17 protein-coding genes are annotated in these 20,461 nt (G+C 44.2%); 16 read left to right on the top strand and 1 reads right to left on the bottom strand.

The annotated features are described in order from the left end of the window. Positions 1-77: 77 nt before the first annotated feature. The 15 genes from mraZ (at position 78) to BMX56_RS24935 (ending at position 18,017) form a co-directional block, all read left to right on the top strand. Positions 78-542: a division/cell wall cluster transcriptional repressor MraZ gene (gene mraZ, locus BMX56_RS25005; protein ID WP_090652428.1), complete on the top strand. Its 465-nt coding sequence runs from the start codon at positions 78-80 to the stop codon at positions 540-542. Continuing rightward, positions 535-1,437: a 16S rRNA (cytosine(1402)-N(4))-methyltransferase RsmH gene (gene rsmH, locus BMX56_RS25000; protein WP_090652427.1), complete on the top strand. Its 903-nt coding sequence runs from the start codon at positions 535-537 to the stop codon at positions 1,435-1,437. The genes mraZ and rsmH overlap by 8 nt, the downstream gene beginning before the upstream one ends. Continuing rightward, on the top strand, positions 1,434-1,850 hold the full coding sequence (locus tag BMX56_RS24995) for an FtsL-like putative cell division protein (RefSeq protein ID WP_090652426.1): 417 nt from the start codon (positions 1,434-1,436) through the stop codon (positions 1,848-1,850). Before rsmH ends, BMX56_RS24995 begins: the two co-directional genes overlap by 4 nt. Then, positions 1,837-3,951: a penicillin-binding protein gene (locus tag BMX56_RS24990; protein WP_369829652.1), complete on the top strand. Its 2,115-nt coding sequence runs from the start codon at positions 1,837-1,839 to the stop codon at positions 3,949-3,951. Before BMX56_RS24995 ends, BMX56_RS24990 begins: the two co-directional genes overlap by 14 nt. Next, the gene (locus tag BMX56_RS24985) at positions 3,948-5,408 is read left to right on the top strand and encodes a UDP-N-acetylmuramoyl-L-alanyl-D-glutamate--2,6-diaminopimelate ligase (protein WP_090652424.1); all 1,461 of its coding nucleotides are present in this window, start codon (positions 3,948-3,950) and stop codon (positions 5,406-5,408) included. The genes BMX56_RS24990 and BMX56_RS24985 overlap by 4 nt, the downstream gene beginning before the upstream one ends. 111 nt (positions 5,409-5,519) lie before the next feature. Further along, the gene (locus BMX56_RS24980; RefSeq protein ID WP_090652423.1) at positions 5,520-5,864 is read left to right on the top strand and encodes a four helix bundle protein; all 345 of its coding nucleotides are present in this window, start codon (positions 5,520-5,522) and stop codon (positions 5,862-5,864) included. Between the two features lie 116 nt (positions 5,865-5,980). Beyond that, positions 5,981-7,222: a phospho-N-acetylmuramoyl-pentapeptide-transferase gene (gene mraY, locus BMX56_RS24975; RefSeq protein ID WP_090652422.1), complete on the top strand. Its 1,242-nt coding sequence runs from the start codon at positions 5,981-5,983 to the stop codon at positions 7,220-7,222. 84 nt (positions 7,223-7,306) lie between these two features. Continuing rightward, a complete protein-coding gene (gene murD / locus BMX56_RS24970; protein ID WP_090652421.1) occupies positions 7,307-8,692 on the top strand; it encodes a UDP-N-acetylmuramoyl-L-alanine--D-glutamate ligase in 1,386 nt (461 codons plus the stop codon). A gap of 111 nt (positions 8,693-8,803) precedes the next feature. Next, positions 8,804-9,949 carry an FtsW/RodA/SpoVE family cell cycle protein gene (locus tag BMX56_RS24965; RefSeq protein WP_090652420.1) on the top strand — a complete coding sequence of 382 codons (1,146 nt, stop codon included), beginning with the start codon at positions 8,804-8,806 and terminating at the stop codon, positions 9,947-9,949. A gap of 48 nt (positions 9,950-9,997) precedes the next feature. Continuing rightward, on the top strand, positions 9,998-11,161 hold the full coding sequence (gene murG / locus BMX56_RS24960) for an undecaprenyldiphospho-muramoylpentapeptide beta-N-acetylglucosaminyltransferase (protein WP_090652419.1): 1,164 nt from the start codon (positions 9,998-10,000) through the stop codon (positions 11,159-11,161). Positions 11,162-11,222: 61 nt separating this feature from the next. Beyond that, entirely contained in the window at positions 11,223-12,581 is a 1,359-nt protein-coding gene (murC, locus tag BMX56_RS24955; protein WP_090652418.1) for a UDP-N-acetylmuramate--L-alanine ligase, read from the top strand. Next, positions 12,574-13,434 carry a cell division protein FtsQ/DivIB gene (locus BMX56_RS24950; RefSeq protein WP_090652417.1) on the top strand — a complete coding sequence of 287 codons (861 nt, stop codon included), beginning with the start codon at positions 12,574-12,576 and terminating at the stop codon, positions 13,432-13,434. Before murC ends, BMX56_RS24950 begins: the two co-directional genes overlap by 8 nt. A 1-nt stretch (position 13,435) precedes the next feature. Then, a complete protein-coding gene (gene ftsA / locus BMX56_RS24945; RefSeq protein ID WP_090652416.1) occupies positions 13,436-14,776 on the top strand; it encodes a cell division protein FtsA in 1,341 nt (446 codons plus the stop codon). A gap of 127 nt (positions 14,777-14,903) precedes the next feature. Continuing rightward, positions 14,904-16,514, top strand: a complete 1,611-nt coding sequence (gene ftsZ, locus BMX56_RS24940; protein WP_090652415.1) for a cell division protein FtsZ — start codon at positions 14,904-14,906, stop codon at positions 16,512-16,514. 258 nt (positions 16,515-16,772) lie between these two features. Next, positions 16,773-18,017 carry an aminotransferase class I/II-fold pyridoxal phosphate-dependent enzyme gene (locus tag BMX56_RS24935; RefSeq protein WP_090652414.1) on the top strand — a complete coding sequence of 415 codons (1,245 nt, stop codon included), beginning with the start codon at positions 16,773-16,775 and terminating at the stop codon, positions 18,015-18,017. Between the two features lie 562 nt (positions 18,018-18,579). On the opposite strand, the gene BMX56_RS24930 is transcribed toward BMX56_RS24935, so the two are convergent. Then, entirely contained in the window at positions 18,580-19,203 is a 624-nt protein-coding gene (locus BMX56_RS24930) for a LysE family transporter (protein ID WP_090652413.1), read from the bottom strand. Between the two features lie 221 nt (positions 19,204-19,424). Here BMX56_RS24930 and BMX56_RS24925 point away from each other — a divergent pair, with 221 nt between their 5' ends. Next, positions 19,425-20,351, top strand: coding sequence for a cobalamin-binding protein (locus tag BMX56_RS24925; protein ID WP_090652412.1), 927 nt, complete (start codon positions 19,425-19,427; stop codon positions 20,349-20,351). Positions 20,352-20,461: the final 110 nt, after the last annotated feature.

The raw sequence follows: 20,461 nt of genomic DNA, 5'->3' as shown, positions 1-20,461 counted from the left end.
CTTTTTGGTGGTAAAAAGTGGTAATTTGTGGTAAAAGAAAATTACTTTTACCTATTAAATTAAGCCATAGTCTTATAATGCCGCATTTAACCGGAGAATTTGAATGTAAACTGGATGCCAAAGGGCGGATGATGATCCCTGCGGGCCTCAAAAAGCAGCTTCCTGAAGCTGACGGCGAGGGCCTTATGATCAATCGCGGCCTGGAGAAGTATCTGGTTATTTACACAAAATCCGAATGGGACAAAAGACTTGACGAATTGAGCAAACTTAACGAATATGACCGGCAAAACCTGCGTTTTATTCGCTATTTCACCGGCGGAGCCACGGCTTTAATGCCCGATTCGGCCGGCAGGGTGCTTTTGCCAAAGAGTTTGCTTGATTTTGCCGGCATTGGTAATGATGTTGTTTTAACCTGTGTGTTAAACAAAATTGAAGTATGGGATAAGGCTGCCCATACCGAAATGATAAATAACGAGCCTGATAATTTTGCCGAATTGGCCGAAGCGGTAATGGGTAGTAAAGCAAGGAGGATAGATGAGTGAGTACCATACACCGGTTATGCTGCAGGAATGCATTGATGGCCTGGCTATAAAAAAGGATGGCACCTATGTGGATGTAACCTTTGGCGGCGGCGGGCATTCGCGCGAGATTATGAAACATTTGGGGTCCGAAGGTACTTTGCTGGCGTTTGACCAGGATACCGATGCGCAGCAAAATATAATTGACGATGAACGCTTTGTTTTTATAGATCAGAATTTTAGGTATCTGAAAAACTTTTGCCGTTTGCACGGTGCTATCCCGGTTGATGGCATACTGGCCGATTTGGGCGTATCATCATACCAGTTTGACCAGGCCGAACGTGGTTTTTCTATTCGTTTTGACGCCGAGCTGGATATGCGTATGAACCAGGGTGGCGAGCTGACGGCTAAGGATGTGGTAAATAATTATACCGGCGCCGAATTGCACCGCATTTTTGGCGTTTACGGTGAAATTCAAAATGCCAAATCATTGGCCGAAACGATAGTTACCGCCAGGCTTAACGCCCCTATAGTAACCATAGCCGATTTGAAGAACGCGATTATTAACCGCATTCCGAAGGGGAAAGAAAATAAGTACCTGGCACAGGTTTTTCAGGCGCTGCGTATCGAAGTTAACCAGGAGCTGGAAGCTTTGAAGGAATTTTTGGTACAAAGTGCCGAGGTGCTGGCTGTTGGCGGCAGGCTGGTAGTAATGAGCTACCACTCACTGGAAGACAGGCTGGTAAAAAACTTCATTGCCAAAGGCAAGTTTAGCGGCGAAGTAGAAAAGGATTTATATGGTAATAATAAAAGGCCGCTTGATGCTGTAAGCCGTGGGGCTATAACCGCATCGGCAGATGAAATAAGTAAAAATAACAGGGCAAGGAGCGCTAAATTAAGGATAGCTGTAAAAATATGAGCAATCGTTTCCGTACAGAAATTCAGGAGGAGGAAGAAGAGGCAGAAGAGCTTATTGTTGAGGATAAACCCAAAAAAAGGGAGATCCCCGATAATTTCTTTACGCAATTTTTTACCAAGCGCTTTATTACAAGCGAGAAGGCCACCAGCGCCCTGCCTTTTGTACTGTTCATTGCTTTTTTGGGTATGGTGTATATAGGTAATATGCACCTGGCCGAAAAAACCATCCGCGATATTGATGACCTTACTAAGGAGGTGAAAGAACGCAGCTGGGATTTTAAAACTACAAAAGCCGATATGGCTTTTAAAAGTACATTAATTGAAGTGGCCAAACGTGCCGATACCCTTGGGGTGAGGCAAAGCGTTGAGCCGCCAAAAAAGATAACGGTGAAGGAGGATAATGATGAAAATTAGGACTAACATATTGCTTAGGGTGTATATTGCCTTTGGCCTTGTTGTGCTTTTTTCGTTCGCGGTTGTGGTACAGCTTTGCCGGGTACAATTTATACAAGGCGCAAAATGGAAAGCCAAGGCAGTAAACATGACAGCCCAGTTCAGAGATGTCGAAGCCGCGCGGGGTAATATTTTTTCGGTAGATGGCAGCCTGCTGGCCACATCGGTACCCGAGTATGAATTGCATATGGATATGTTGGGAGCAGGGCTTGCTGTTGATAGTATTTTTAATGACAATGTTGATGTGCTGGCGGCAAATTTATCGCAGTTATATGGCGATAGAACGCCACGCGAATATGCCAGGTTACTGCGCGATGCCCGTAAAGACGGATCGCGTTACCAGCTTTTGCACCGCAGGGTAAGCTATCAGGAGTTAAAAAAGATTCGTGAGTTCCCAATTTTCAAAAACAGGAAAACCAAAAATTGCCTCATTGTTTTGCAGCAAAACAAACGCATTTTGCCTTTTCATGCTTTGGCCGCACGCACCATTGGTTATAAAAACGAAAATATTAAAAATCCGGTAGGCTTAGAGGGGGCTTACTCGGCATACATCAATGGCGAAAACGGCAGGCGCTTGATGCAGCGTATTCCCGGCGGAACGTGGATGCCAGTAAATAATGATGAAGATGAGATACCGGCAAAAGATGGCGCCGATATCATGTCGACCATTAATGTTAACTTCCAGGAGATAGCACAGGCGGCTTTATTAAGGCAGCTGGATTCAAGCGCAGCTGATCATGGCTGTGTGGTGCTGATGGAAGTTGCTACCGGCGAAGTGCGTGCCATAGCCAATTTTACCCGTTCAAAAGAAAATACTTTTAAGGAGAGTTTTAATTATGCCATCAGTAACGCTATTGATCCGGGTTCTACCTTCAAGCTGGTGTCATATATGACCCTGCTTGATCAGCATAAACTGGATACCAATACTATAGTAAATGCTGAGGGCGGTAAATACAAGTTCCCCAAGGGGCCAACCATTACCGATACCGAGCATGACAACTATGAAATGACGGTTAAAAAAGCTTTTGAAGAATCATCAAACGTGGCGGCAGCAAAGTTGGTATATGGTCATTATAAAGATAACCCATGGCAGTTTATCAATAAGCTGTACAGCTATCATTTAAATGATAAGCTGCAGCTGCAAATTCCCGGCGAAGGAAGGCCTGTTATAAAAAACCCGGGCAACCGCAGCTGGAACAAGTATTATACCCTACCCGAAATGGCCTATGGTTATGAAATGAACCTTACCCCGTTGCAAATGCTGGCGTTTTATAATTCGGTAGCCAACAATGGTAAAATGATAGCGCCGATTTTTGTGCGCGAGATCAGGAGGATGGGTAGCACCATCGAGCAGTTTAACGCCAGGGTAATTAATGAAAAAGTATGCTCGGATGCTACGCTTGGTAAAGTAAAAAGCATGCTTGAAGGCGTTGTACAGGAAGGTAATTGTAAGCGCGTAATTAAAAACCCCCGTTATACCGTGGCTGGTAAAACAGGTACAGCTCAGGTAGCCGATGGTACAAAAGGTTATAAGGTAAAAAAATATCAGGCATCGTTTTGCGGTTATTTCCCGGCCGATCATCCTAAATATTCGATGATCGTGGTGGTAAATAATCCCACCCGCGGATCGTACCTGGCGGCTAAGGTTGCCGGGCCTATTTTCAGGGAAATTGCCGATAAGGTTTATGCCAATGATATGGAGATAAACCAGCCATCGCCTGTAAGCCTTGTTGGCAATACATCAATGCCTAAGGTAAAGCAGGGCAATTTAAAGGCACTAAAACATGTATATACCAAATTGGGGGTTAAGCCACTATACGCATCGGCAGATGCAGCAGGCAACGGAGTTGATACCAGCAATGGTATACCATTTGAGGATACACGATATAAAGAAGGCACTGTTCCTACAGTAACAGGAATGGGCCTGAGCGACGCCCTGTATGTTTTGGGCAATGCAGGTTATAAAGTAACGGTACGCGGCAGCGGCATGGTAACCACACAATCGGTTACTGGCGGCAGCCTAATACCAAAAGGATCACGCATAACAATTGAACTGCAATGAGGTATTTAAGTGATTTAATAGATGGGTTAGCATTTACCGAGTTACAAGGCAGCGCCGATGTAGAAATTACGTCTGTAGCTTTTGATTCGCGCCAGGTAATTCCGGGGTCGATGTTTGTTGCCGTAAAAGGCACACAGGTTGACGGGCACGATTATATTGACCAGGCTATTAAACAGGGCGCCATCGCTGTTATATGCGAAGATTTACCTGCCCACACCGCAGCCGAAGTTGATTTTTTAATGGTAGCCGATTCGGCTAAGGCATTAAGTTTGGTGGCTGCCAATTTTTACGGTAATCCATCGGCACAGTTAAAGCTGGTTGGCGTCACCGGTACCAACGGCAAAACCACCATCGCTACGCTGCTTTATCAATTGTTTCGCGATCTGGGCTATAAAGCCGGTTTGCTATCAACTGTCGAAAACCAGATTAATGGCCAGGTGATACCATCAACCCATACCACGCCTGATCCTATTGAACTTAACCGTTTGCTTGAAGAGATGGTGACACAAGGCTGCGATTATTGCTTTATGGAAGTTAGCTCGCATGCGGTTGCACAGCACCGGGTAGCCAATTTGCATTTTTCGGGCGGGGTATTTACCAACCTCACGCACGATCATTTGGATTATCATAAAACCTTTGACAGTTATCTGAAGGCCAAGAAAGCCTTCTTTGATGGATTGCCGAAAAGCGCCTTTGCTTTAACCAACAGCGATGATAAGAATGGTAACATCATGCTGCAAAACTCACAGGCGCACCGCAAAACCTACGGGCTAAAAAGCATGGCCGATTACAAGGCCCGCATCCTGGAGAACCAGTTTGGAGGATTGTTATTGCATATTGATAACGAAGAGGTATGGTTTAAAATGGTTGGCACCTTTAACGCTTACAACCTGCTGGCCGTGTACGCCACCGCCATGTTGTTAGAGCAGGATAAAGCCAAAACGCTAACCAGCCTGAGCAAACTAACCGGTGCCGAAGGCAGGTTTGAATATATAGTGGCACCAAATAAAGTAATAGGTATAGTTGATTATGCCCACACGCCGGATGCCGTGCAAAATGTGCTAAGCACCATTCACGACATACGCAAAGGCAACGAAAAAGTAATAACCGTAATAGGTTGTGGCGGAGATCGCGACAAAACCAAACGCCCCATTATGGCCCGCGTGGCCAGCGAATGGAGCGATAAAGTGATCCTGACATCAGACAATCCACGCTCGGAAGACCCTGCCCAGATCATCAAAGACATGATCGAGGGCGTTGACCCGGCGTTTAAACGTCACACAGTGAGCATAGTTGACAGGAGAGAGGCAATTAAAACAGCCTGCATGCTGGCAAATCCGGGAGATATAATCCTGGTAGCGGGAAAAGGACACGAGAAATACCAGGAGTCGCATGGAGTAAAGAATCACTTCGATGATATGGAGGAGTTGGAAGAGCAGTTTAAATTATTGGTGTAGGTGGATGTGCAGATTTCAGATGTGCAGATTTCAGATATGCAAATATGCAAATATGCAGATGAGGAATAGATGTTTGGATTGGGAATTAGTGATTGATGAATTGATAAAATAATGAGTGATAGACCTAACCTGATTGTTGATTTGACTTTCGAGTTTTCTTTAAAGATCATCAGCTTCACCGAGAAGCTGGAAGCGTTAAGGAAATTCAATATGGCTAATCAACTGTTCAGGAGCGGTACATCAATAGGGGCAAATGTTTGCGAAGCGCAGGGAGCGCAAAGCAAGAGCGATTTTAAACATAAATGTAAGGTAGCTTATAAGGAAGCCGAAGAAACCAGGTACTGGTTGTTGTTATGTCAGAAAGCAGAGAGTTACCCCTTTGAACAATCGATGCTCGATGATGTGCAATCAATAGTAAAGGTTTTAGGAAAGATAATTTCCTCGATAAAAGAATAAAAAGTAATTAAATAGAACTGAGAAATTAAAACATTAATCGCAAATCTGCTTATCTCGAATCTGCAAATTATTAATCTGCACATCTGAAATCTGCACATCTGCACATCGCAAAGCCAATGTTATACTACTTATTTAACTATCTAAATAAAAACTACAACATACCGGGACTCGGGGTATTTCAGTATATCACGTTTCGTACGGCATTGGCTGTAATAACATCGTTGCTGGTTACAACCGTTTACGGTCGTAGGCTGATTGATTACCTGCGTTTTAAACAGGTGGGCGAAACGGTTAGGAATTTAGGTTTGGAAGGCCAGATGCAAAAATCGGGTACACCAACTATGGGTGGGCTAATCATTTTGCTGGGGATCCTGGTGCCTACTTTGTTGTTTGCTAAATTAGGTAATGTGTACATCATATTGATGATAGTTACCACTGTTTGGCTGGGCTCCATTGGTTTTTTAGATGATTATATTAAAGTATTTAAAAAGAATAAAGAGGGTTTAGCTGGTCGTTTTAAAATTGTAGGCCAGGTGGGTTTATCGCTGATAGTAGGCTGGACAATGTATTTCAATACCAATATTGTTATTCGCCAGGAAGTAAAATTGCCGGTAATGGTCAACGCCCCGGTTGATTTTCACCTGAAAAAGAATGTACCGGTATACACCCAGGATATACACTCTACCAAAACTACTATGCCTTTTTACAAAAATAACGAGTTGGATTACGGCAAGGTATTAAAGTTTATCGGCCCCGGATATGAGTATTATGCTTTGGTGGTGTTCCTGTTTTTTGTGATACTCATTGTCACCTTTATATCCAACGGGGCAAATATAACGGATGGTATAGACGGCCTGGCGACGGGTACCTCGGCCATTATTGGTATCACACTGGCCATACTGGCCTATGTATCCGGTAATATCGAAATAGCCGACTACCTGAACATCATGTTCATTCCTAACTCGGGCGAGCTGGTGATCTTCGCCGGTGCTTTTGTTGGTGCGTGTGTTGGTTTTTTGTGGTACAACTCCTACCCGGCGCAGGTATTTATGGGCGATACAGGCAGTTTGGCCATAGGCGGTATCATAGCTGTTTTTGCTATCATGATCCGTAAAGAATTATTGCTGCCGGTGTTATGCGGTGTATTTGTGATCGAGAATATGTCGGTAATTATGCAGGTGGGCTGGTTTAAATACACCAAAAAGAAATTTGGCGAAGGCCGTAGGGTGTTTTTAATGGCGCCGTTGCATCACCACTATCAAAAGAAAGGTTTCCACGAAGCCAAAATCGTAACCCGGTTCTGGATCATCGGGATACTGCTGGCGATAATAACGATAATAACGTTGAAGCTGAGGTAGGAGGCGAAGCCCACTAACCCCCTAAAGGGGAAAGATAGCGGAAAGTGAAAAAGAATAAAGATTAAAGATAAGGATAAAGAGATAATGAGTACAAACAACAGCATACCCAATCAAAAGCACCCCCTTCAGGGAGCAAGGGGGGCTATTGTTGTGCTCGGCGCCGGCGAAAGTGGCGTTGGTGCGGCATACCTGGCGCAAAAGCAGGGGTATGATGTGTTTGTGTCGGATTTTGGGGCCATTGCGGATAAGTACAAAAAACAACTGGAAGACTGGAATATCAGCTTCGAGGAAAAACAGCATACCGAGGATTTAATCCTGAACGCGGTTGAGGTGATCAAAAGCCCCGGAATTCCGGATAAAGCGCCGATCATCAAAAAGCTCAAAGAAAAAGGAATTCCGGTAATATCCGAAATTGAATTTGCAGGCAGGTATTGCAACGCGAAGATCATCGGCATAACCGGATCAAATGGAAAAACTACTACCAGCAGCTTAACCTATCATATTTTAAAAAATGGTGGTTTAAATGTTGGGCTGGCCGGCAACATAGGTAAAAGCTTTGCTTACCAGGTGGCTACCGAAAACTTTGATTTGTACGTGCTGGAACTTAGCAGCTTTATGTTGGATGATATGTTTAAGTTTAAGGTAGATATAGCAGTATTGCTCAACATCACACCCGACCATTTAGACAGGTACGATTACAAGCTGGAAAACTACGCGGCATCCAAATTCAGGGTTACGCAAAACCAAACGGCGGCCGACTATTTCATTTACTGCGCAGATGACCCCGAAACCATTAAAGGTATGGCCAACCGGAAATTCGATGCGCAGCTATTACCTTTTTCTATTGAAACTAAGATTGAACCGGGAGCATATCTCGATAACGACAATATTGTCATCAACACAAATCAAGAACATTTTACAATGTCAATTCAAGAACTGGCCTTACAGGGCAAGCACAACATTTACAACTCCATGGCATCAGGTATTGTAGCAAGGGTGCTGGAGTTGCGCGAGGGAACGATCAAAGAGAGCATGGGCAACTTTAAAGCCATTGAACACCGGCTTGAATTTGTAGCCAATATATCGGGCATTCGGTTTATCAACGATTCAAAGGCCACCAATGTTAACTCAACCTGGTATGCTTTAGAAAGCATGAGTACCGATGTAGTATTAATACTTGGCGGTGTTGATAAAGGCAACGATTACGGAATGCTCAAGGATTTGGTAAAGCAGAAGGTTAGATCGATAGTTTGCCTGGGGAAAGACAACAAGCGTATACATGATGCTTTTGAAGATGATGTGCATGTTATAGTAAATACATTCTCGGCCCAGGAGGCTGCCCAGGTGGCTTTTCACCTGGCCGAAAAAGGAGATACTGTATTGTTGTCGCCTGCCTGTGCCAGTTTCGATTTGTTTAAAAATTACGAAGACAGGGGAAACCAGTTTAAAGCAGCGGTGAGGGAACTGTAAGCAGATGTGCAGATTTCAAATTTCAGATGTGCAGATGATAAATAGATAAGATGTTTTGTTCATGGTCCATGGACTATAGACCATGGACAAATAGTAAAGAATTAAGGTAAAATGCATAGGATATTAAACAACACAAAAGGCGACCGCTGGATATGGCTGATAGTGATATTGCTTTCTGTTATATCCTTGTTGGCTGTATACAGCTCAACAGGTACGCTTGCTTATAAACGTGGCGTTGGTGTCGAGTCGATATTGATGAAGCACCTGGCTATGGTTGTGGGTGGCATTATGCTGATGTATATTTCGCACAAGCTGGATTATCGATATTATGCAGGCTTGTCCAAAATCATGATGATCGTGACTATTCCGTTGCTCATCTATACCCTGGTATTTGGTAGCCACATCAATAATGCAAGCCGCTGGATTAATATCCCGCTTGTTGGTTTAAGCTTCCAGACATCAGATTTGGCCAAACTCGCCCTGATTACTTACCTGGCACGTACCTTATCGCGCAAGCAGGAAAATATCAAGGATGTGAAAGAATCGTTTTTGCCCATTATGGGTTCGGTTTGTTTGGTTTTTATATTGATCGCTTTAGCCAACTTATCAACCGCGCTGATGCTGTTTGGCGTAAGTATCTTGTTATTAATTATTGGTCGTATCAGCATAAAGCAGATAGCTATTGTATGCGGCGCAGGGTTTATATTGTTATTGGGTGTTATATTTTTGGGACCAAGGCGGCATACTTATGTTTCGCGCGTAAATACCTTTCTGCACCCCGATTCAACCAAAACAGATAAATCATTCCAGGCCGACCATGCCAAGATAGCCATCGCCAGCGGAGGCCTTTTTGGTAAAGGCCCGGGCAACAGCACCGAGCGGAATTACCTGCCCGAATCATACTCGGATGAAATTTATGCCATCATCGTTGAAGAGTACGGCCTGGTTGGCGGTTTTGCGCTGGTGGGCATTTACCTGTTTTTGTTGTACAGGTGTATAAAAATTATTACCAAGGCGCCCAAGGCGTTTGGCGCATTGCTGGCCTGCGGTTTAAGTTTTAGCCTGGCTATACAGGCCTTCGCCAATATGGCCGTGGCGGTAGGCTTGGGCCCTGTAACAGGTGTGCCGTTGCCGTTTGTAAGTATGGGTGGTACGTCGCTGTTGTTCACCAGTGTGGCCTTCGGCATCATACTATCAGTAAGCAGGGATATAGAGGAACCGAAGAAAGTTGTGGTTGGGGAGATAAGTGTGGCGTAAGCCCCCTAACCCCCTGAAGGGGGAACGATAGTTAAAAGAGTTTAAAAGATGAGAGATAATAGCATAAAAGCAAAAGATGCCAATCAAAAGCACCCCCTTCAGGGGGCGGGGGGGGCTTCGCCGCGCATTATCATAAGCGGTGGCGGAACAGGAGGACACATCTTCCCGGCTATTGCTATTGCCAATGCTTTGAAGGCTATCGACCCTAAAACCGAGATCCTGTTTGTGGGAGCCCTTGGTCGGATGGAGATGGAAAAGGTGCCCGCTGCAGGGTATAAAATTATCGGGTTAGATATCCGCGGCATTCAGCGCGATTCTATCTGGAAAAATGTGATGTTCCCGGTTAAACTGGTAGGCAGCGTGCGCAAGGCGTTGCAAATTATAAAGGATTTTAAACCAGATGCTGCTGTTGGTGTTGGAGGCTATGCCTCGGGGCCGTTGTTGTACGCGGCGTCGATGAAAAAAATACCATACCTTATACAGGAACAAAATTCCTACGCGGGTATCACCAATAAATGGCTTGGCAAGGGAGCGCAAAAAATTTGTGTGGCTTTTGATAATATGGAGCAGTTTTTTCCTGCCGGTAAAATCATCAAAACCGGTAACCCTATCCGTAAAGATTCGGTAAATATAGCCGGTAAGCACATGCAGGCTTTGGAGTTGTACAAGTTATCAACGTTTAAAAAAACTATACTGATAACCGGTGGCAGCCTTGGTGCGCGAACCCTGAATAACAGCATTATGGCTGGTTTGGATAAGCTGATAGCTGCCGATGTGCAAATCATCTGGCAAACCGGCAAGTTTTACTATAAAACGATCATCGAAAAACTGGGCGAAGATTATCACCCGGATGTGAAGATAAGGGAATTTTTAACCCGGATGGATTTGGCTTATGCCGCTGCCGATGTTATTATATCAAGAGCAGGGGCGGGCACCATTGCCGAATTATGTGTGGTGAAAAAGCCCGTTATCCTGGTGCCATCGCCAAATGTGGCCGAAGACCACCAGACAAAAAACGCGCTGGCACTGGTGCAGGAAGACGCTGCCATTTTTGTAGCCGATAGAGATGCCGAAGCGAAGTTGGTGGATAGAGCGATTGAATTATTGAACGACAAATCATTGCAAAAAAAGTTAAGCACTAACATAGGTAAAATGGCTATGCCAAATGCCGATGAAGTGATAGCTAAAGAGCTTTTACAAATAATAAAATAACAATTAAAGTTATGGTCCTCCTTCTCCCAAAAAGGGGAGGACCTTTTTTAAAAACATTAAAATGGAATTACGCGACATACAAAGGGTTTACCTGGTGGGCATAGGCGGCATCGGGATGAGCGGCCTGGCCCGCTATTTCCAGCATTTGGGTTGTATTGTTTGCGGTTACGATAAAACAGTTACCGACCTAACCAACGATTTACACAATGAGGGTATCCAGATTTGTTTTGAGGATAACGCCGATTGTATCCCAATCAGCTTCCAGGAACCATCTGCAGATACACTGGTTATTTATACGCCAGCCATCCCTAAGGATTCGGCTGTGCTTAACTATTTTAAAAATAAAGGATTTGAGCTTTTTAAACGCTCGCAGGTTTTAGGTCTCATCAGCAAAAGCTCATTCACCATAGCAGTTGCCGGTACGCACGGCAAAACCACTACGTCAACCATGGTGGCGCATTTGCTAAAGGCATCGGGTAATGATTGTTCGGCATTTTTGGGTGGTATATCATCCAACTATCAAACCAATGTGCTGTATGGCAAAAACAATGTAATGGTGGTGGAGGCTGATGAGTACGACCGGTCGTTTTTAACACTGTTCCCCGATGTAGCCATCATCACATCCATGGATGCCGATCATTTGGATATTTATGGCGATCATGAACATTTAACAGAATCGTTTAAGCTATTTGCATCGCAGATAAAAAGCGGCGGTACACTGGTACACAAAAAAGGTTTGCCTTTAGATACCGGCTATACTTATGCCCTGGAAGATGCGACTGCCGATGCACATGCAGCAAACATCCGTATTGAGGGTGGCGACTTTTATTTTGATTTTATCAATGCCGAAATCAGTATCCCCGGCATAAAAATGGGTATAGCAGGTACGCACAATATCGAAAACGCTGTAGCTGCTATCGAGGCTGTTTTAAGACTGGATATCCCGGCCGAATCCATTAAAGATGCGCTTGGATCATTCCGCGGTGTTAAACGCCGGTTTGAATACATAGTGAAAACACCAGGGCATATTTATATTGATGATTACGCGCATCATCCCGAAGAATTGCGGGCCTGTATATCATCGGTAAAAAGGTTATACCCTAATAAAAAGCTGACCGCCATTTTTCAGCCTCACCTGTACACCCGCACCCGCGATTTTGCCGATGGTTTTGCTGAGGTGCTGAGCATGGTTGATGAGCTGATACTGCTGGATATTTACCCGGCCCGCGAGCTGCCTATTGAAGGGGTTACTTCAAATATGCTGCTTAACAAAATGTCGCTGGTCAACAAACGTATACTAAGCAAGCAAGGTGCATTAGATGCGGTTAAAAATGAAAAACCCGAACTGCTGCTAACAGTAGGCGCAGGTGATATAGATACACTGGTACATCCATTAAAAGAGATAATGCAGCATGGATAAAAAACTCATTTGGAAGCGCCTTTTAATAGGATTTGCCTGGATAATTTGCCTGGGTAGCCTTGTGGTGCTTATGGGTTTTATCGAATCGAAAAAAGCATCGGTGGTTTGCACCGCGGTAAAAGTAAACATTCCGGGCAACCAGTATTTTATAGATAAACAGGAGGTTGACCAGATATTGCAAGCCAACAGCCATACGCTGGTAGGGCAAAAGCTGGAAAATATTAATATCCAGGACCTGGAAAACAAACTAAGGGCAAATCCATTTATTGAGTTTGCAAAAGTATACACCGAAATGGATGGGGTGCTGATGGTTGAGGTGAGCCAGCGCCAGCCAATTTTAAGGGTAATGAACCATTATGATATGGATTTTTATATCGATCAGCATGGCTTAAAAATTCCGCTGTCGTCAAACTTTACCGCAAGGGTATTGGTTGCCAATGGTTATATCGACGAGTTGTTTACCAATCACGTTGATTCATTGCATACCCAGCTGGCAAAGGATTTATATAAAACGGCCGATTTTATCCGCCGGGATTCATTATGGGATGCCCAGATAGCGCAGATATATGTGAATACCGACCGCGAGATTGAATTGATACCAAGGGTAGGGAGCCAGCGGATTTTAATAGGTAATGCCGACTCGCTAAATGTAAAACTAAGGAACCTGCAAGCCTTTTATAAACAGGTGTTGCCGCACGTGGGGTGGGATAAGTACCGCACCATTAATATTAAATACACCAACCAGGTAATTGGTGTAAAAAACCAACTGACAAAAGCAGATTCGGCCAAAATGAAGGCATTAAAGCTGGATTCGCTTAAAATGAAAAAGGATACATCTCAAATAAAAATGTAATATGGACAAAAGCTCAACACAAGAAAAAAGTTCACCAATTGTAGTAGGATTGGATATCGGGACTACTAAAATATGCGTCATCGTTGGTCGCAGGAGCAAGAATGGAAAGATTGAGGTATTAGGAATTGGTAAAGCAGAATCTGCGGGCGTAACCCGTGGGATGGTTTCAAATATAGATAAAACCGTACAGGGTATTACCCAGGCGGTTGATATTGCCGGTGCGCAATCAAATGTTGATATCAAGGTGGTATTTGTAGGTATTGCCGGTCAGCATATTAAAAGCTTGCAGCACCGCGGCTTAATAACCCGCCGCGATTTGCAGTCGGAGATAAGCCGCAAGGATATCGACAAACTGATCGAGGACATGTACAACCTGGTAATGCCTCCGGGCGAGGATATTATTCATGTGTTGCCGCAGGAGTTTACGGTTGATAACGAGCCTGGGATTAAAGACCCTATTGGCATGGCAGGCGTACGTTTGGAAGCCAACTTCCACATCATATCCGGCCAGGTTACGGCTATTAAAAATATTGTAAAATGCGTTAATAAGGCCAACCTGGATAGCCAGGACCTGATACTGGAGCCATTGGCATCTTCTGAATCTGTTTTGAGCGAAGAGGAAAAAGAAGCTGGTGTTGTTTTGGTTGATATTGGCGGTGGTACTACCGATGTGGCCATTTTTCATGAAGGCATAATCCGCCATACTGCCGTTATCCCTTTTGGGGGTAACAGTGTAACCGAAGATATACGCGAAGGCTGCTCTGTAATGCGCAACATAGCCGAGCAGTTGAAGGTAAGGTTTGGATCGGCCCTGGCTGATGAGAACAAAGAAAACGAGATTGTTTGTGTACCCGGTTTACGCGGCCGCGAGCCCAAAGAGATAAGCGTTAAAAACCTGGCTTACGTAATACAGGCCCGCATGGAAGAAATTGTGGAGCACGTGTACTACGAAATAAAATCATCTGGCTACGAGAAAAAGCTGATTGCCGGCATAGTAATTACAGGTGGTGGCGCGCAGCTTAAACACCTGCGCCAATTGGTAGAGTTTGTTACCGGTTTAGATTGCCGCGTGGGTTACCCAACCGAGCATTTGGCCAAGAATGAAGTGCTGCCAAAAAACATTTACGAAGAGCTGCAAAGCCCAACGTTTGCAACCGGTATAGGCCTTTTGATAAAAGGTATCCAGAAAACGGAGTACATGAGTGTAGATGTGCCGGTTGAAAAAGCCCAAAAAACCAAGTTTGAGGGTAAAGGAAAAGAGGGTGGTTTATTTGACAGGTTGTTAAAGAAAAGCATCACCTTTATTAAGGATGATATAAACGATGAAGACTTTTTGAAATAATTATACACAATAGTTAAGATTTTCCACATTGTAGACATTTGTGGAAAACTCTTGTGGAAAAAGTACTATTATTACGATGGTTAAATCTAAATGTTGGTAAAATCACATATAGCTGAAAACGAAGATTATGCAGTTTGAGATGTTAAAAGAAAAATCGTCAATCATCAAAGTAATTGGTGTTGGCGGTGGCGGTGGTAACGCCGTAAACCATATGTACAGGCAGGGAATTACCGGTGTCGACTTTATAATTTGTAACACCGATGCCCAGGCGCTGGAACTTAGCCCTATACCAAACAAGGTACAATTGGGCGCCAGCCTTACCGAAGGTATGGGGGCCGGTTCGATACCTGAGGTGGGAAAAAACTCTGCAATAGAAAATATCGACGATATAAAACAAATGCTGGGCGTTAACACCAAAATGTTGTTTATTACCGCAGGTATGGGTGGCGGCACCGGTACCGGTGCAAGCCCTATTATAGCCAAAGCTGCCCGCGAAATGGACATATTAACCGTAGGCATTATAACTACGCCATTCTCTTTTGAAGGTAAACGCCGCAAAATGCAGGCCGATGCCGGGATGGAAGAACTGCGTAAATATGTCGATTCGTTCCTGGTGATCTCGAACGACAGGTTGCGCCAGATTTTTGGTAACCTTACCATGAGCTCGGCTTTTGGGCAGGCCGATGATATATTAACCACAGCTGCCAAAGGCATCGCCGAGATTATAACCTTACCAGGCTATATCAACGTCGACTTTAAAGATGTGCGCACCGTAATGAAAGATAGTGGCGTATGTATCATGGGCAGCAGCAGCGCCGAAGGCGAAGGCCGTGCCTTAAAGGCTGTTGAAGGCGCGTTAGCTTCGCCATTATTAAAAGATAACGAGATAGAAGGTGCCCGTTACATTTTGCTTAACATCAGCTCGGGCCTTAAAGAGGTTACCATGGATGAAGTGAGCATTATTACCGATTACATACAGGAAGAGGCCGGTTTGGCTGCCGACCTGATTTGGGGTAACTGCGTTGACGAAAACCTGGAAGATAAGCTATCAGTAACTATAATAGCAACCGGTTTCCAAACCAAAGACGAGCGCGAAAAAGAGATCAGCAACAAAAAAATAGTATCGATGCTGGTACCCGAAAACGCACCGTTGGTGAAACCTGTAAATGAATTTATAAACCCGGTTAAAGCCAACACACCTGCTCAGCCATATATTAAACACAAAGAGGAGCCTAAGCAAACCGGTTTGTTTGATATGTTTGGAGCCACCGAGAAAAGGGACGACGATGTAGTTAAGTTTAATCTGCACGAAGAGGAGCAGGAAGAAGAAAACGAGCAGGATATGGCTGGCTTCACTTTTAAAATGAGTGAACCCGAAACGTACAGTGCGCCAGTACAGGAAGCCCGCAAGCCCGAGCCTGTGCCAACTCCCGTCCCTGAGCCGGAGCCGGTAGCCCTTGCGGGCGCTGATGATAATAAAACAAACGAATCGATAGAGGAACAGCTGAAAAAATCGCGCGAGCGTATCATGCGCCTTAAAGATTTGAGCATGAAACTACGTACAGGCAACATCCAGGAGCTGGAAAATGTACCTGCTTACAAACGCAAAGAAGTTGCGCTGCAGGATACCCCAAAATCTGACGAAAGCGCCATCTCCCGTTTCAGCCTGATGCCCGATAACGAAGGCAACACCGAGATAAGGAGAAATAACTCGTTTTTGCATGATAATGCTGATTAGTATCAAGTAGTAAGTATCAAGTAGCAAGATAAAAAAGCGCAAAGCCGTTATAAGTAATTAATCATTCTTATTAGCGGCTTTTGTGTTAGAGTAGGACAGGGTTCGTACTGCCATCAAAAGTCTTGCTACTTGCTACTTACTACTTGATACTTGATACTCTTCCGCGGGTTATAAGCTATTCTAAAAAGTTATAGCTATTGTGGCAAGGCTTCTTTACAGCTATATTTGCATATTATTCACGATTAACGGTAAATTATTTTGGATTTATTTGATAAAATAACAAAAAGCTTGGGCGGGCCGCTGGGCCAGCACCAAAAATGGTCACATGGTTATTTTTCATTTCCCAAACTGGAGGGGGAAATTGGGCCGCATATGCAGTTCAATGGGAAAGAGCATTTGGTTTGGAGCCTTAATAACTACCTTGGCCTGGCCAACCATCCCGAAGTAAGGGAAGCCGACGCCAAAGCAGCTGCTGATTACGGTATGGCCTACCCTATGGGGGCCCGTATGATGTCGGGAAACTCCATTCATCACGAAGAACTGGAGAATAACCTGGCCGCGTTTGTAGGTAAAGAAGCCGCTTTTTTATTAAACTATGGTTACCAGGGAATGGTATCCATTATAGATACCCTGGTTGACAGGAACGATGTTATTGTTTATGATGCCGAATCGCATGCCTGCATTATTGACGGCGTTCGTTTGCACATGGGCAAACGTTTTGTTTACCAGCATAATGATATTGAAAGTTGCAGAAAACAACTGGAGCGTGCTACCAAATTAACCGAACAAACCGGTGGTGGTATATTACTGATTACCGAAGGTGTTTTTGGTATGTCGGGTGCGCAGGGTAAATTGAAAGAGATTGTAGATCTTAAAAAAGATTTCAATTTCCGTTTATTAGTTGATGATGCACACGGTTTTGGTACCATGGGCAAAACCGGCGCAGGCACACATGAGGAGCAGGATGTTGTTGAAGGTGTAGATGTATACTTTGCTACGTTTGCCAAATCAATGGCGGGTATAGGCGCTTTTGTTGCTGCTGATGAGCAGATAGTACACTTTTTACGTTACAATATGCGTTCGCAAACATTTGCCAAGGCTTTGCCGATGCCGATGGTATTGGGTTTAAAAAAACGCTTTGAATTGTTAGTGTCGCAACCGGAACTGCGTGAAAAACTGTGGCTCATCTCGTCAACCTTACAAAAGGGTTTAAAAGAGCGCGGCTTCAACCTGGGCGTTACCAATACCATGGTTACTCCGGTATTTTTAGAGGGAAACCTTTACGAGGCCACCAGCCTAACCCGCGACCTGCGCGAAAACTACGGCATCTTCTGCTCTATAGTGATCTACCCGGTTATCCCTAAAGGATTAATATTATTAAGGCTTATCCCAACTGCCGCACACTCGCTCGAAGATGTGGAGCGCACCCTAAACGCTTACAGCGAAATGGGCGAAAAACTAAAAGCAGGACATTATAAAGAGAATAAGCTGGAGATAGCGTAATTTGTAGATGTGCAGATATGCAGATTTCAGATGTGCAGATTTTTAAGTATTAAAGTGAAGGGCCTCGATTTGAGGCCTTTTGCTTTAATATCCTCGTCATCGCGGGCTTAAAATCCGCTGATTCTGAAGGGAAATAATATTCAAAAATAAAAAACTGTCATGCTGAGTTGTAAAATTTCGCGAAATTCTGAAGGGAGAATGACAATCAAAAAATAAACGACTGTCATGCTGAGGTACGAAGTATCTATTAACAAACTTTGCTGGCGGTATGCATGGCGTACAATAGATCCTTCGCTACCGCTCAGGAAGACAGAAAATGAAACTTGTCATGGGTAGGAACGAAGCATCTATTGGCGAACTTTTATATCGGTCATGCACAAGCTAATAGATGACAGGAAAATCGGAGGTATCGTGGGCGAATACAACTCTCCAACGATGTCGGCCGAATTTAAAAATCCCCATTAGCGATTTGAAATTGTATCGGCGCAGTTGCTTTGCCGGGACTAATAAATCAAACAATCATCTGCACACCTGGAATCTGCATATCTGCACATTAGGTAGCTTAGTGCTTAAAAAAAGTCAGATAAACCTGTTTCACAATATGATAAGCAGCAAATGCGAAAAATAGTATGGCTATGCCCGTATTGATTAACCGGTTGCTAAGGGCAAATTTGCTTTGCATGTACCGGGCAAACTCTGCATATAAAAAGAGGCATAAAAAAGCGCCGGCTGCCGAGCCAATACTAAATATCACCAAAGCAACTTTACCGGTTAGGATCCATTCGTGCGTAATAAGGTAGGTGCCGGTTATCATCCAAAACGGCACCTGCACCGGGTTTAAAAAACCCAGTAAAATGCCGTACTTAATACTATCATGTTCTGACTTGCGGGGTTCTGGCGGTTTTTTGCGATTAGCCCAGGTAATTGTCCCCATCACGGTAAATAAAACAACCATTACCCAATCTATAATTACGCTTAAATGCATCTGGCTTGATAACCAGTCGGCAGCGTGCATAATAAAGTAAGTAAAGAAAAATTCTACACACGAAAAAGCTATAATAAAGCGCATGGCCTCTTTCATGCCGCGGTTTATAGTAAGTTGCAAAAGTGCCAGGTTGATGTTACCGGGCGGGATGTAACCAATAAAATTGGCTATAAGCCCGATAAAAAAGGTAAGGAATATCATTGGCGCAAAGATAGGGAGTAGATGTGCAGATGTGCAAATTATAGATGTGCAGATGTTGATCAGAATTTTCAGAATTTAAAAATGAACAGAATCCTGTAAATTCAATAATTCTGAAAACCGCGCAGCGCTCTTGAGCACACTCCAAAATAAATAACTGAGAAAAATTCTGATTCAGACATAATCTGCATATTTGCACATCTATAATTTGCACATCCGAAATAATGCCAACTGATAAAATAGTATCCCTGCTTCCGTCTGCTACCGAAATAATATGTGCCCTGGGGCTTCAGGATAACCTGGTGGGCCGATCGCATGAGTGCGATTATCCCGAATTTGTAAAACAGCTGCCGGTTTGTACCGAAGCTAATTTTCCTGATGGGTTAAGCAGTGCCGCTATTGATGTAAAGGTGAAGGAGTTGCTGGCCGATGCTTTATCTGTTTACACCGTTAAACGCGAAGTGATTAAACAATTGATCCCTGATGTAGTAATTACGCAGGATCAGTGCGAGGTTTGTGCGGTATCATTGGCCGATGTTGAACTGGCATTGGATAATTACCTTGATAAAAAAGCCAGGATAGTTTCTTTACGCCCCAATAGTCTTGATGATATTTTTAACGATATCGCCACTATAGCCGATGCCATGGGCGTGCCACAAGCCGGTGCCGAACTATTGGAGCTGTTGAACGAGCGGGTTGACATTGTTAAACACAAATTGAAATTTGCCGAAAGCAAACCTACTGTGGCCTGTATCGAATGGCTTGAACCCGTGATGGTATCGGGCAACTGGGTGCCCGGTCTTGTTAGCATTGCCGGCGGTACGCCTGTACTGGCACAGAACGGTAAACACTCGCCCTACGTAAGCTGGGACGATATCCGGCTACAGAACCCCGAAATTATAGTAGTGATGCCTTGCGGTTTTTCGATAGAGCGTACGTTAAAGGAGATTGACGTTTTGATGCAGTTGCCCGGCTTTGCCGAGTTAAAGGCTGTAAAAAACAATCAGTTGTACATAGCAGATGGTAACCAGTACTTTAACCGCCCCGGCCCACGTATAGTTGACTCTATAGAAATTCTGGCCGAAATCATCCGTCCTAAACAATTTGCTTTTGGGTATGAGGGTGAGGGATGGATTAAGTTTAGCCTATAACCCGCGGAATTTAATTTAAAGTTGTCGCGCTTTTTTAATGAATGGTTTGGTCATCAAGGCGTACCGTCCCAGGGTGTTTCAGGGTGTACCAGGGCGTTTCACCCTGTACC

The organism is Mucilaginibacter sp. OK283 (assembly GCF_900110415.1).
Taxonomy (GTDB): Bacteria; Bacteroidota; Bacteroidia; order Sphingobacteriales; family Sphingobacteriaceae; genus Mucilaginibacter.
This window is presented reverse-complemented; position numbering and strand designations above follow the sequence as displayed.